Below are 13,679 nucleotides of genomic sequence, written 5' to 3' on the forward strand. Positions count from 1 at the left end.
GATATCCCATGGCAGTTTTCACAGAAAATGAAATGATGCAAGTAGTGACCGAGAATAATAGTTTTACTGTGACGTGGAAAGGGGAGGAGATTCTTCATCACTCTCCTGACGCTCCCTTCCTCTTTGTAGGTAAAGGACAAGAGAACGTTAAGATGTTTCGTGGCAATTTTGACATTAAAGACTATGTGACGGAGCGTCTAGCTCTTCCATTTATCCAAGTAAGGAACGAAAGCGATTCTATTAAAATAGATTTTGCAAGTTACCCGAATGGACCTTCTGTTGTAACCGTTCAGTTGGTGCAAAAAGAAAATGAAGTAAAACTCGTTTTTGTCAAAGCAACGGAGAATATCAATCGCTTCTGGCTCCGTCTGAAGGCAAATAAAGAGGAGAATGTGTACGGCTGTGGAGAACAGCTGACTCACTTTAATATGAGAGGAAAGAACTTCCCTCTTTGGACTTCAGAACCAGGTGTTGGCAGAAATAAAAGTACCTATGTAACGTGGCAATCAGATGTTACCGGGATGGCCGGCGGAGATTATTATCATACAAATTATCCTCAACCTACTTTTGTATCAAGCAGAAAATATTATTGCCATGTGGAAACGACAGCATATGCTGATTTTGATTTCAGAAATGATTCTTTTCATGAGCTTCAAATTTGGGAAATGCCAAAAGAGGTCGTGCTTGAAGGCGCAAATGACTTTTTGGGGTTGCTCGAAAAAATCACCGATCGATTCGGTCGTCAGCCAGAATTACCAGAGTGGACTTATAACGGAATCTGGTTGGGGATACAGGGTGGTACGGAGGTAGTCGAAGAAAAACTTGAGAAGGCTCTTGCAAAAGGCGTTAAAGTTGGCGGAGTTTGGTGTCAGGATTGGCAAGGTATCCGTATGACTTCCTTTGGAAAGCGTCTTATGTGGAATTGGCAATGGAATCCCGAAGTGTATCCAAATCTGGACACTAAGATTCACGAATGGAAAGAAAAAGGAATACGTTTCTTAGGATACATCAATCCTTATGTGGCAGTGGAAGGGAATTTATTTGCAACAGCCAAAGAAAGAGGATATTTGGCACTGAATGAGGAGAATGAAGTTTATCTAGTAGACTTTGGCGAGTTCTATTGCGGAGTGGTTGACTTTACTAATCCTGAAGCAACGGAATGGTATAAAACGGTCATTCAAGATAATCTGATTGGCTTTGGCTTAGACGGATGGATGGCTGACTTTGGCGAGTATCTTCCTACAGATGTGAAGCTGCACAGTGGAGAAGATCCAATGGAAATGCATAATGCATGGCCGACCATGTGGGCAAAAGTCAATTATGAAGCAGTTGAAGAATCAGGAAAATTAGGGGAAGTTGTCTACTTCATGAGAGCAGGCTATACAGGTATACAAAAATACAATACATTACTATGGGGCGGTGACCAGAGTGTGGACTTCACTCTGGATGATGGTTTAGCATCCGTCATTCCTGCAGCACTTTCCGCAGGGATGCTTGGAAACGGATTGCATCATAGTGATATCGGCGGATACACCAGCTTGTTTGGCAACAAGCGAAACGAAGAGCTGTTGTTGCGTTGGACTGAACTTGGCGCTTTCACACCTGTTATGCGTTCCCATGAAGGAAATAGACCTTACGACTGCTTCCAGTTTGACGACACAGAACGTTCTCTAGACCAGTTAGCAAAGATGACGACCGTTTATACAACATTGGCATCGTATACAAAGAGTTTGGTGAAACAAAATGCAGAAAAAGGTACACCTGTACAACGACCGCTTTTCATGCATTATGAAAATGATGAAGCAACTTATGACATACAATATCAATATTTATATGGGAAAGACCTCCTTGTAGCCCCTGTCTATGATGAAGGAGTTACAACTTGGGACGTATACCTACCTGAAGATGAATGGATACATGTTTGGAGTGGAAAAGAATATGCAGGCGGGAATATTACTGTGGAAGCACCAATCGGTGAACCACCTGTTTTCTACCGCAAAGACTCTGAGTGGGCAGATCTATTTGGAAAATTAAAAGAAATAAAGTAATAGAATTAGGGACTGATTTTACAAGAGACAGTCCCTTTCTATTAAAAACAAAGGTTATGATATTTACAAAAAGGTAGTAACCTATGTTATACTCAATGTAAGCCTATTCATAAAGGGGAACTAATGATGCTAACTAACAATATTTTATATGTACCTATCGGAAGAAAAACATTTGATTTAGAAGCAGGGGAAGCATATCGTCTTCAAAGTTCTGAATGGTTGAATGCTACCTGTGCAAAGGTAATCGAGCCCAATGGTATTTTAACCTCTGTAGAAGAATTGGAAGCTTTCTTGCAAGAAGCTAAACATGAAAAAATTGATACCATTCTATATCAAAGTGTCACATTTGCTGATGGAGAGTTCATGGTTGAGATCTTAAAGCATAGAAAAGAGCCTGTTATTGTATGGTCTGTTAGAGAACCAAGTGTAGGTGGACGCTTACGTCTAAATTCCTTAACAGGCGGAAACAGCACAAGTAATGTATTACGAAATCATAACCACACCTTTGCGTTTGTATTTGGAAATCCAGATGAACAAAAGCTTCAAGATAAATTAACTAAACAATTGAAAGTAAGTAGAGTCCTTGCGCAATTAAATGAATTAACAATCGGTGTAGTGGGAGAACATCCCCCGGGATTTTTCTTCTCAGACACAAACGAACAAGAACTTAAAGAAGCACTTGGCGTGAACTTATATAAAATGGATTTACAAACTGCATTTAAAGAATGTGTAGAGCTACCAAAAGAGGAATGGTTACCTGCCATTGAAAGAGCAGAGCAGCAAGTAATCGGCTTAAATCGATCAGATGAAACGGTGACGAAATTCGCCCAATTCTCTACTTATGTCAAAAAGCATATCGAAGCACATGACATACAGGCAATTGCGGTTAGATGCTGGCCAGACTTTTTCAACGATTTAGGAGCTGCGGCTTGTTCCACTCTATCTCAATTTACAGAAGACGGCGTCGTTTCATCCTGTGAGTCAGACATTCATGGCTCTGTATCCATGTTTGTTTTACAACAATTGAGCGGTGGAAAAGCACCGTATCTTGGGGACCTTGTCCATGTAAATGAAGAAAACAATTCTGTTGTATTCTGGCATTGTGGTGCAGGGGCGTATTCCTTAGCAAGAGAAGAGACGGGTGCAACAGCAGGTGTTCATCCAAACAGAAAACTTGGATTCACCATGGACTTTGGATTAAAAGCAGGTGGAGTCACCATCTTCCGAGTGAGTCATACACCAGAAGGGTATCGTTTACTGATTATGAAAGGAGAAGCGCTTGACTCTCCGCAGCACTTCCAAGGTACTTCTGTAGAAGTTGCCCTGCAAAAAGATGTGACAGAGACATTATACGAGGTTATGAATGAAGGATTTGAGCCGCATTTTGCCTTAGTATACGATGACGTGGTGGAAGAACTAGTTGAACTTGGTAGAATGCTAGGAATTAAAACAGAAATCTATGGCTCTTAAAAAGAGTTTGCTTGTCTAAGGGGACAACAAAGGGGTTTTTTATATGCACCATCAAAGCAACAAACAAATAGCGCTCTATCTTCAAATAAAGGAAACTCTTATACAACGAATCCAAGAGAAGACATGGCTGCCAAACAAATTAATACCAACAGAACAAGAGTTGATGAAAGAGTTCGAGGTTAGTAGAACGACCATCAGACAGGCAATAAGCATGATGGTGCAAGATGGATTATTGGAACGGCAGCAAGGACGGGGTACCATTGTTAAATCCCAACAGCTTGTCGGAAGTTTGGGGAGATTAAAAGGATTTGCTGAAGAAGTGTTAGAGCGGGGATTAACACCATATTCTCAGCTAATAAGAGCAGAATTCTCCACCGACTTATATCACGAAAAAGCAATGCTTCAAACGCATGATAACTCCATTTTGGTCATTGAGCGAATTCGATTTGCAGATAATTTGCCCATTGCCTTTGAAAGAAGTTGCTGGCCTAAATCAATTGGCGAGAAGCTCATGAAAGAAGAACTCAATCAAGCAAACTTTTACCAAATCCTTGAGCAAAACGGTATTGCCTTAAGAAAAGCCAATGAAAAAATATCTGCGATGAATGCTACGATGCATGAAGCGGATTTGCTCGGAATTAGGGCCGGGGAAGCGTTAATTGAGATGACAAGATTAAGTTATGGGATTGACGATAAACCAATCGAGTATACCAGAACGAAATTCCGAAGTGATCAATACCACTACAATGTGGAATTAACAAGATGATAAAGGGGCTGTAATGATGACAACAACAACTATCACAACACACGGACTATATATCAATGGACAAACAGTAGAAACGAAAGAAACCATGGCAGTAACAAACAAATACACACAAGAAGCGGCATACCATGTTGCTGTTGCGGAACAAGCTCATGTGAAAGAAGCAGTACAAGTAGCAAAAAATTCTTTAAAAGAAGATTTTACTCCTTATCAACGCTATCAAGTTTTACTAAAAGCTGCACAGTTATTAGTAGCCAAAAAAGAAGAATTTGCTAAAGTATTGGCAACAGAGGTAGGAAAGCCAATCAGAGAGTCCAGAGGAGAAGTGGAACGTGCCGCACAGACACTAGAGATTTCTGCAGAAGAAGCTAAAAGAATTCATGGGGAAGGTGTCCCGGTAGAAGCTGCACCAGGTTCTGAAAATCGCATGGCATTCACATTGAAAGTGCCAGTTGGAGTTATTGCGGCCATCACACCTTTCAACGTACCTCTAAATCTTGTTTGCCATAAAATCGGTCCGGCATTAGCGGCAGGAAACAGTGTCGTACTAAAGCCTGCTGAAGTAACACCTGTATGCGCGTATATGCTAGCTGAAGTACTTACAGAGGCTGGTTTGCCAAAAGGGCGTTTACACGTAGTTACTGGAGACGGCCCAAGCATTGGCGACTGGTTGTTAGAAAATGGAGATGTTAATATGTTTACCTTTACAGGAAGTCCACGTGTTGGGGAACTAATCCGTCAAAAAGCAGGGCTTAGAAAGGTAGCATTGGAGCTTGGAAACAATTCCGCTACAGTGGTTCATTCAGATGCTGACTTAGAACTTGCCTCCTCCATGGTGGCTCAGAAGAGTTTCAATAATGCAGGTCAAGTATGTATTTCGGTACAACGTGTGTATGTGCAGGAGGATGTTTATGAGACATTTGTCCAAAAACTTAAAGAGAAAACAGAGAAGTTTGTAGTTGGTAATCCTTTAGAAGAAACAACCGATATCGGCCCGATGATCCGCTTAAGCGAAGCAGAGCGTGTGGAGGCTTGGGTTAATGAAGCAGTGGAACAAGGCGCAACGGTTGTAACTGGCGCTAAACGGGATGGCGCGTTCTATTATCCTACGATTCTTACAGATGTGCATGATGATATGAAGGTTTGCCGTCAGGAGTTGTTTGGACCAGTCGTTTCAGTTGCACCTTATACGGAAAAAGAGGAAGTCATTGCGAAAGTGAATGATTCTGATTATGGACTGCAGGCTGGGTTGTTTACAAAGGATTTAGGGTTTGCGATGAAGGCTGCCAAGGAAATTGAAGTGGGTGGCTTGATTGTGAATGATGCGTCTGCTTATAGAGTGGATAGTATGCCTTATGGTGGCGTGAAGAGAAGCGGTACTGGAAAAGAAGGCCCTAGATATGCGATTGAGGAAATGACAGAAGAAAGAATCGTTGTATTTAACTTATAAACCGGTTAACTCCGCTGTTGATTTCCGCACTGATCTTCAATCAACAGCTTATGTTTTCCAATCAACACTAGTATGGTAAAGTAATAGGATGGCCTGGCTCGGGTTGGTGGAGCCGGGGCTTTTCCATTTTTTTAGAGGATTGAGGCGAAAAGGTTTGGCTTTTTTACAAGTGCTGCTACCTGTATTTATGATATTTGCCATAGGGTTCATCGGTCAGAAGACTTTGGGGTTTGATACCAAAACATTATCAAAGATGGCCTTGTACTTGCTTTCTCCCGTACTGGTATTTCGAACTTTTTATACAAATGCATTTAGTAGTAATCATTTATATATCATTTTATATACGTTTCTACTTTGTTTTGCACTTATCGCTTTTGTGTATGTACTATCTTGGATTAAAAAATTCACGAGGGCGGAAACTTGCGGGATGATTCTCGCGGCAAGTTTCATGAACAATGGTAATTACGGTACTCCGGTTGCATTATTGCTCTTTGGAGCGGCAGGATTTGAGTATGCTGTTGTATTGATGGTCGTTCAATCATTGTTGATGGGCACAGTTGGGGTGTATTATGCTGCGAAAGGCAGTCCGGAAAATGCTGGCGTAAAAACGGCTTTAAGAGCAGTTATAAAAATGCCAATTCTTTACGGAGCTATCTTCGGTTTATCCTTTCAATTTCTATCTATCCCTGTTTCGTCTTCTATAATGGAAGCTGTCGACCTTGTAGCTAATGCGACTGTTCCTGTGATTATGGTCATTTTAGGGATGCAGTTAGCTAAGATATCTATTAGAAATGCACCAAAGGAAAAATTGGCTTATGCTATTGGCATTAAATTATTTCTTTCTCCTTTAATTGCTTTTGGTTTAACAATGATACTTCCTGTTGATCCAATGGTGAAGCAGTTGATGATTATTATGGCTGCGATGCCTACTGCTGCGAATACGACGATGTATGCGTTGGAGTTTAATACGGAGCCGGATTTTGTTTCAAGTAGTACGTTGATTAGTACGTTGTTGACTATTGTTAGTTTACCGATTATGTTTTGGATTGTTTTATAGAGTCAGTTCCTTTTTCGGGAGCTGGCTTTTTTTGTTTTTTAAACGCCGCTGTTGATTTTCGTTCCAGGCGCTTCGCTTGCCTGCGGGCGGTCCGTGAGCCTCCTCGGCTTGCGCCTCCGGGGTCTCACCTGTCCCTTCCTCCCGCGGGCGTCTGCGCGCCTTTCACTCCATTCAACAGCTAGGCACTCAATGAATCAATAAGTCTCTTAAAATATGAAAAATAAATTATGGCAATTTTGAAAAATATTTATTGAATTTACTGAAAAAAGAAAGTATTATTTTAATTAGGAGTTGTGAAAACGCTGCCATTTGACTTTTTCTTGTGTTAGAGGGGTTACTTTATTTTTAAAGGTAGTAACGTAAGTAGGTTAAGGTAGTAACGTTATAATAAAAGGGGGAAATGTAGTGAAAAAGTTTAAATTGCTTTCGATCATTTTGGCATTAATGGCGTCACTTGCTTTAGCAGGATGTTCTTCTGAAGGATCATCTGGTGATAAGGATGGAAAAACTACCATCAGTTTTATTCACTGGCGTGGGGAAGATGTTGAAGTATTTAATGAACTGATAGCTAAGTTTGAAGAGGAAAATCCAGAAATTAAAGTCGATATGACGGCATACCCGTCGGAACAATACCAATCTACTGCACAAACTTTACTTCGAGATGGTACTACTGGTGATGTTTTTGTTTCCATGCCTGGTTCACAATTTGAAATCATTCAAAAAGCTGGGTTCTTTGAGGACCTGTCTGGCGAAGAGTTCGTCTCTAATTTTAATGAAAGTCTCTTAGAAGTCGGGCAAAGTGAAGGAAAACAATATGCATTACCATATCAACTTGTGTTTAACCAACCTATCTATAATGCAGGAATTTTTGAAGAGTTAGGATTAGAACCACCAACAGATTGGGAAGGGTTCTTGGCTCTATGTGAAACGCTTAAAGAAAATGGATACACACCTATTGCTTTCCCGGGTGCTGATATCGGTCCTGGTCAGTTTATGAACGCTATGATGATGAACAATGCGACAGATGAAGAAGTATTTACAAAACTCGTTAACGGAGAAGTTAAATTGACGGACGAGTGGTGGGTAAAAACGTTATCTCAATTTAAGGAATTAAACGATAAAGAATATTTCCAAGACAATGCTTTAGGAACAAAGCATGATGGAGCGATTGCTTTAGTGGGCCAAGAGAAAGCTGCTATGCTTGCTACAGGTTCGTATGCGATGGCAAATATTAAGAGCCATAAAGAAGACGTTAAATTGAATTTGTTGGCACCAATTACAGTTTCAGAGTCTGAAGCAAAATATGAAGGTATTCACACTACCACTTTCATGTTGGCAGTTAACAGTAAGTCCGAAAAACAGGAGCAAGCGAAAGCATTTATTGAGTTCTTGAGTAAACCGGAGAATGCCTCTGTGTATGCGAATAAGACTGGACAGCATTTGACAGTTAACGATGTAAACTATGAATCTGAAGTTCTAAAAGATACGGTACATTGGATGGATAAAAATACAAGATTCCAACCACGTTATTTAATTCCAAACGCTGATGTGGAAAAAGCCGTTGTTGGTTCGATCCAAGATGTACTAAGCGGTACCGATCCGGCAGAAGCGGCGAAAAAGGCACAACAAATTGTCGATCAAAATTTAAATTAATAGGATTAAAGGAGAGGAGGATGATGTTCTCCTCTTCCTTTCATATGAAAGGGGGATACGATGAAACAGAGTAAGTGGCTTTATTTATTTTTTGTACCCGGTCTTATCTTCTATAGTATTTTCTTTATCCTCCCAACGATTAGTGCCGTATTTTACTCGTTCACAGATTGGGATGGACTTACTACTAATTTTAATTTTGTAGGATTCGAGAATTATACGAATTTAGTTACCAATGATTCTATTTTTATTAAATCAATGACAAACAACTTGAAATTCATGTTGTTTGTAGTCGTTTTTCAAACTTTGTTTTCATTGGTGTTTGCGGTTTTACTTGTTAAAAATACTAAAACAAATATTTTCCTTAGAGCTTTGTATTTCTTTCCGACCATTCTTTCCTCCATTTCAGTAGCTTTTATCTGGTCCTATATGTATGATCCTAACTTAGGAATCATCAATAACCTCTTTACTAGTGTAGGACTTGAAATGCTTGCGAACAATTGGCTCGGTGATCAAAACATTGCCATATACTCCATCGCTTTTGTACAAGTGTGGTTCCATACAGGGCAGATGTTAATTATTTTTGTTGCTGGTTTGCAAGCAATACCTGAGGATCTATACGAAGTGGCCAAAATTGAAGGAGCCAGCCGCTGGCAAACTTTCAGCAAGGTAACATGGCCGCTGATTGCTCCGGCTGCGACTATTGTGGTTGCTTATACAACCATCCAGTCTTTTAAAGCATTTGATCTGATATATGCCATGACAAGGGGTGGTCCGAACTATGCCACGGAGATTCTCGCAACCCATATATACACAACAGCATTCAGAAGCTTTAAATTTGGATATGCATCAGCGGAGTCCGTTATCTTTATGCTGGTCATAGCCCTTATTACATTCCTGCAATTCCGTGTACTACGGGCAAACAGAGTAGAAAATTAGAAGGGGGGAAAGACGATGAAATGGACAAAAAAACTACTACTGTTCATCTATGCAACTCTTATTCTAGTGCCAGTGATATCTATCATACTAGCAACTTTTAAAACAACATCTGAAATTTATGAAAATATATTAAGTCTGCCATCTAGCTTCAACTTTAGTAACTACTTTGGAATCTTCCAAGAGCAGGCGATGGGCACCTATTTTTTAAACAGTGTACTGGTGACATTGGTATCGGTAGTTTTTACTTTGTTTTTTGCAAGTCTTGTGGCTTTTGGCATTACAAGGCTCGGAGGCTGGATCGGTGGCGGTATATTCGTGTTCTTTACCATTGGAATGATGGTGCCGGCTCAAGTTAACATGATACCTTTGTATCAATTAGTCTACAGTTTAGGTTTGACCAATTCATTAGTAGGTTTAATGATAGTCAATCTTTCCGTTACCCTGCCTGTAGCAGTTTTCATTCTTTCCGGATTCATGAGGTCCCTGCCTAAATCCTTGTTTGAAGCATGTACAATTGACGGAGGGAACAACTGGCAGATGTACTATCGAATTGCATTGCCGCTATCCCTGCCATCCTTGTCGGCTACCGCTATTTTTCTATTTGTGATGCATTGGAATGACCTTCTCTATCCACTTTTATTTATCACAAAAGCGGAATACAAAACCCTTCCTCTAGCACTATTAGAATTCCAGGGTGAATATATGACGAACTATCCCATGTTATTTACAGGAGTTATTATCGCTTCTGCTCCAATGATTCTCGCGTATCTTTTCCTTCAACGTTACTTTGTTGCCGGAATGACTGCGGGTTCGGTTAAGGGATAAGATGTTTTGCAATAAATGGTAGTGATGATACTATCTTTTACAGGTGAAACATATTAGAATAGAGGTAGATAGGTAAAAGGAGTGTCGGCAACAGTGAAAATAAATCATAGCAGTCCTGTGCCACTATATCACCAAATCAAAGATATATTGGTAAAAAGGATTGTGGATAAAGTGTGGGGACCTGGAGACTTGATTCCCACAGAACAGGAACTGATGAAAGAATTCGATGTGAGTAGAACAACTATTAGACAGGCGATTACATCGATGGTCCATGATGGACTTTTGGAGAAAAAGCAAGGAAAAGGAACGACAGTCAAGTATCAGAAGTTAGTTGGATCCCTTGGTCGTCTCACAGGCTTTGCTGAAGAAGTGATGGAAAAAGGCTTGATGCCTCATTCCAAGTTATTAAGAACCGAATTCAGGGATGACCTTTTTATTGAAAAAGCTAAACTCAACTTAAATGATGAGGATAAAATATTGGTAATTGACCGAATTCGCTTTGTGAACGATTTACCGATTGCGCTTGAACGTACGTGTTGGCCGGAGGAAATCGGTGAAATTTTATTAAAACATGATCTCAATAACGCTAAGTTTTATCAGATCCTAGAAGAAAACGGCGTTATGTTGAAAAAAGCAAACGAAAAAATATCAGCAGTCAATGCAACGCTTCATGACGCGGATCTTCTCGGTATAAGCGGTGGCCAAGCTTTACTGGAAATGACTCGTTTGAGCTATGGCATAAACGACAAGCCAATCGAATATGCCAAAACGAAATACCGCTCCGACCAATATCAATACCAAGTAGAACTAACAAGATAACCAAAAAACTGCCACAGCGCCCAAACCTAGCCTGTGGCAGTTTTTTAATATGTAAAGTGTATAAGGACAGTTGATTTCCGTTCCAGGCGCTTCGCTTGCCTGCGGGCGGTCCGGAAGCCTCCTCGGGCATTCGCCCTGTGGGGTCTTCCCTGTCCCTTCCTCCCGCGGGCGTCTGCGCGCCTTCCACTCCAATCAACAAGAAATCCCATTCAATCAAAGATTTATAAAAAACGCTTGCATGGAGTCAACTGTAAAACATAATTCTAGCTGGTGATTGGAGCACGGGGCGAAGACTCCTGAGGGAGATAGCGGTAGGTTGAGACCCCGCAACGAAGTGAGGAGGCTCAAGCACCGCCCCTAGGAAAGCGAAGCCCAGTGCGGAAATCACCAGCGGTGTTCATACAACTTTCTATCATTTTCATACAAAAAGGTTGTAACCTTAATACAAAACGTATTAAAATGTAGGTAAGAAAAATGTAAGCGTTACAACTAAACTCGATTACCAGATGAATTGAGGTAAACTATATGACATTCCAAAACCAAACCATACTACCAGCAGTGAAAAACGGAAAAACACTCGAAAGGTTTTTACAAAGCAACTACGAATATGGTGTGATATTAGACAGTCAACTTTCACAAATACCCAATTATATAAAAGCAGCAAATAAAGAGAAGAAAAAACTGTTCGTCCACGTGGACCTTATTCAAGGTATAAAAAATGACGAGCACGCAGCAGAATTCTTATGTCAAACCATAAAGCCGGCTGGGCTCGTCTCTACGAGGGCTGCAGTGATCGCAAAAGCCAAACAAAGAGGTATTTACGCTATACAGCGCCTCTTTTTACTTGATTCCAATGCAGTGGAGAAAAGTTATCAGGTAATTGAAAAGGTTCAGCCCGACTTTATTGAAGTATTACCCGGGGTTGTCCCACATATGATTAGGGAAGTAAAAGAAAAAACAGGCATTCCTGTATTTGCAGGAGGCTTGATCCGGTCCGTGGAAGATGTCGATCGTGCGATTGAAGCAGGAGCGACAGCTGTTACCACATCTAAACAGGATCTTTGGGAACATTATTCGAAATAAGTGATAAGGAGAGTGCTAGAATTGGAGAAATATATTTTATCATTAGATCAGGGAACAACAAGTTCACGAGCAATTTTATTTAATAAAAATGGAGAACCGGTGTACACCGCACAAAAAGAATTTCAACAATATTTTCCTAAATCAGGATGGGTGGAACATAATGCAAATGAAATTTGGAGCTCCATCCTGTCAGTTATTGCGTCTTGCTTATCAGAGTCAGGGGTTAAACCTAACCAGATTGCTGGTATTGGTATCACCAATCAACGTGAAACGACTGTTGTGTGGGATAAAGAGACGGGGCAACCAATACATAATGCAATTGTCTGGCAGTCAAGACAGACTTCCGCTATTTGTGACAAACTTAAAGAAGATGGCCACGAACAGACCTTCCGGGACAAAACGGGGCTATTAATTGATGCTTATTTCTCTGGGACAAAAGTGAAGTGGCTGCTAGATCATGTTGATGGGGCCCGAGAGCGTGCGGAAGGTGGCGAGTTGCTTTTTGGTACCATTGATACGTGGTTGATCTGGAAGCTTTCAGGTGGGAAGGCACATGTGACAGACTATTCAAATGCCTCAAGAACGCTTCTATACAATATCCATGAATTGAAATGGGATCAAGAATTACTTGATATACTGGATGTTCCGGCAAGTATGCTTCCAGAAGTGAAGCCGTCATCAGAAGTTTACGCACATACAGTGGACTATCATTTCTTTGGACAGGAAATTCCGATTGCAGGTGCGGCAGGAGATCAGCAAGCAGCGCTATTCGGACAGGCTTGCTATGAAGAAGGGATGGCAAAGAACACTTATGGGACAGGTTGCTTTATGCTGATGAATACAGGCGAAAAGCCGATCAAATCAGAGAGCGGACTTCTCACTACCATAGCGTGGGGAATCGATGGGAAAGTAACTTACGCATTGGAAGGCAGTATTTTTGTAGCAGGTTCAGCTATTCAGTGGCTTCGTGATGGACTCCGCATGTTCAAGGATGCAAGTCAAAGTGAAGAGTATGCTACAAAAGTAGACTCTACTGAAGGAGTGTATGTCGTGCCAGCTTTTGTTGGTTTAGGTACTCCATATTGGGACAGTGATGTTAGGGGTGCGGCATTTGGCATGACGCGTGGCACATCTAAAGAACATTTCATTCGTGCCACGTTAGAATCATTGGCCTATCAAACGAAAGATGTGTTAACGGCGATGGAGCATGATTCAGGTATTTCTTTAAAAACATTGCGTGTAGATGGTGGAGCAGTAAAGAATAATTTCTTAATGCAATTCCAAAGTGACATGCTCCGGGTCGGGGTGGAGCGACCATCTGTCAATGAAACGACGGCACTTGGCGCAGCCTATTTAGCTGGCCTGACTGTTGGTTATTGGAAAAATAAAGAGGAGATCGCCTCACAGTGGCAGGTTGAGTCAACCTTTGAAGTGGAGATGGACAATCAAAGGCAGGAAGAATTATATAGTGGCTGGAAAAAAGCAGTAAATGCAACTATGGCTTTCAAGTAAGCGTTGCATATGATATACTAAAAACAAGTTAATATTTCGGTTGGAGATTAGGAGAGACCACAG

General features: G+C 40.9%; 11 protein-coding genes. All 11 read left to right on the forward strand.

The features are described from left to right. The first annotated feature begins 8 nt into the window (after nt 1-8). Nucleotides 9-2,048, forward strand: a complete 2,040-nt coding sequence (locus tag B4U37_RS05760) for an alpha-glucosidase (RefSeq protein WP_198317086.1) — start codon at nt 9-11, stop codon at nt 2,046-2,048. A 126-nt stretch (nt 2,049-2,174) separates the two neighbouring features. Further along, nucleotides 2,175-3,518, forward strand: coding sequence for a sulfoquinovose isomerase (sftI, locus tag B4U37_RS05765; protein WP_010198252.1), 1,344 nt, complete (start codon nt 2,175-2,177; stop codon nt 3,516-3,518). Between the two features lie 43 nt (nt 3,519-3,561). Beyond that, a complete protein-coding gene (locus B4U37_RS05770; RefSeq protein WP_010198254.1) occupies nt 3,562-4,284 on the forward strand; it encodes a GntR family transcriptional regulator in 723 nt (240 codons plus the stop codon). Between the two features lie 16 nt (nt 4,285-4,300). Beyond that, entirely contained in the window at nt 4,301-5,731 is a 1,431-nt protein-coding gene (locus B4U37_RS05775) for an aldehyde dehydrogenase family protein (protein ID WP_010198255.1), read from the forward strand. A 154-nt stretch (nt 5,732-5,885) separates the two neighbouring features. Next, on the forward strand, nt 5,886-6,788 hold the full coding sequence (locus tag B4U37_RS05780; protein WP_029326572.1) for an AEC family transporter: 903 nt from the start codon (nt 5,886-5,888) through the stop codon (nt 6,786-6,788). 405 nt (nt 6,789-7,193) lie between these two features. Continuing rightward, nucleotides 7,194-8,441, forward strand: a complete 1,248-nt coding sequence (locus B4U37_RS05785) for an ABC transporter substrate-binding protein (protein ID WP_010198258.1) — start codon at nt 7,194-7,196, stop codon at nt 8,439-8,441. A gap of 60 nt (nt 8,442-8,501) precedes the next feature. Beyond that, nucleotides 8,502-9,377, forward strand: a complete 876-nt coding sequence (locus B4U37_RS05790) for a carbohydrate ABC transporter permease (RefSeq protein ID WP_088017465.1) — start codon at nt 8,502-8,504, stop codon at nt 9,375-9,377. A 15-nt stretch (nt 9,378-9,392) separates the two neighbouring features. Continuing rightward, nucleotides 9,393-10,202 carry a carbohydrate ABC transporter permease gene (locus B4U37_RS05795; protein WP_010198261.1) on the forward strand — a complete coding sequence of 270 codons (810 nt, stop codon included), beginning with the start codon at nt 9,393-9,395 and terminating at the stop codon, nt 10,200-10,202. A 93-nt stretch (nt 10,203-10,295) separates the two neighbouring features. Beyond that, a complete protein-coding gene (locus B4U37_RS05800) occupies nt 10,296-11,021 on the forward strand; it encodes a GntR family transcriptional regulator (protein ID WP_223492573.1) in 726 nt (241 codons plus the stop codon). Between the two features lie 525 nt (nt 11,022-11,546). Continuing rightward, nucleotides 11,547-12,104, forward strand: coding sequence for a glycerol-3-phosphate responsive antiterminator (locus B4U37_RS05805; protein ID WP_088017466.1), 558 nt, complete (start codon nt 11,547-11,549; stop codon nt 12,102-12,104). 21 nt (nt 12,105-12,125) lie between these two features. Further along, complete coding sequence (gene glpK / locus B4U37_RS05810) at nt 12,126-13,616, forward strand: glycerol kinase GlpK (protein ID WP_088017467.1); 1,491 nt, start codon at nt 12,126-12,128, stop codon at nt 13,614-13,616. The last annotated feature ends 63 nt before the right edge of the window (nt 13,617-13,679 follow it).

This window comes from Sutcliffiella horikoshii (assembly GCF_002157855.1).
In the GTDB taxonomy this organism is placed as follows: Bacteria; Bacillota; Bacilli; order Bacillales; family Bacillaceae_I; genus Sutcliffiella_A; species Sutcliffiella_A horikoshii_C.

What these genes read in the sequence shown, in the direction of transcription:
- sftI (WP_010198252.1), top strand. Translation starts at nt 2,175, where the DNA reads ATGCTAACTAACAATATTTTATATGTACCTATCGGAAGAAAAACATTT.
- B4U37_RS05775 (WP_010198255.1), top strand. Translation starts at nt 4,301, where the DNA reads ATGACAACAACAACTATCACAACACACGGACTATATATCAATGGACAA.
- B4U37_RS05790 (WP_088017465.1), top strand. Translation starts at nt 8,502, where the DNA reads ATGAAACAGAGTAAGTGGCTTTATTTATTTTTTGTACCCGGTCTTATC.
- B4U37_RS05805 (WP_088017466.1), top strand. Translation starts at nt 11,547, where the DNA reads ATGACATTCCAAAACCAAACCATACTACCAGCAGTGAAAAACGGAAAA.
- B4U37_RS05770 (WP_010198254.1), top strand. Translation starts at nt 3,562, where the DNA reads ATGCACCATCAAAGCAACAAACAAATAGCGCTCTATCTTCAAATAAAG.
- B4U37_RS05760 (WP_198317086.1), top strand. Translation starts at nt 9, where the DNA reads ATGGCAGTTTTCACAGAAAATGAAATGATGCAAGTAGTGACCGAGAAT.
- B4U37_RS05795 (WP_010198261.1), top strand. Translation starts at nt 9,393, where the DNA reads ATGAAATGGACAAAAAAACTACTACTGTTCATCTATGCAACTCTTATT.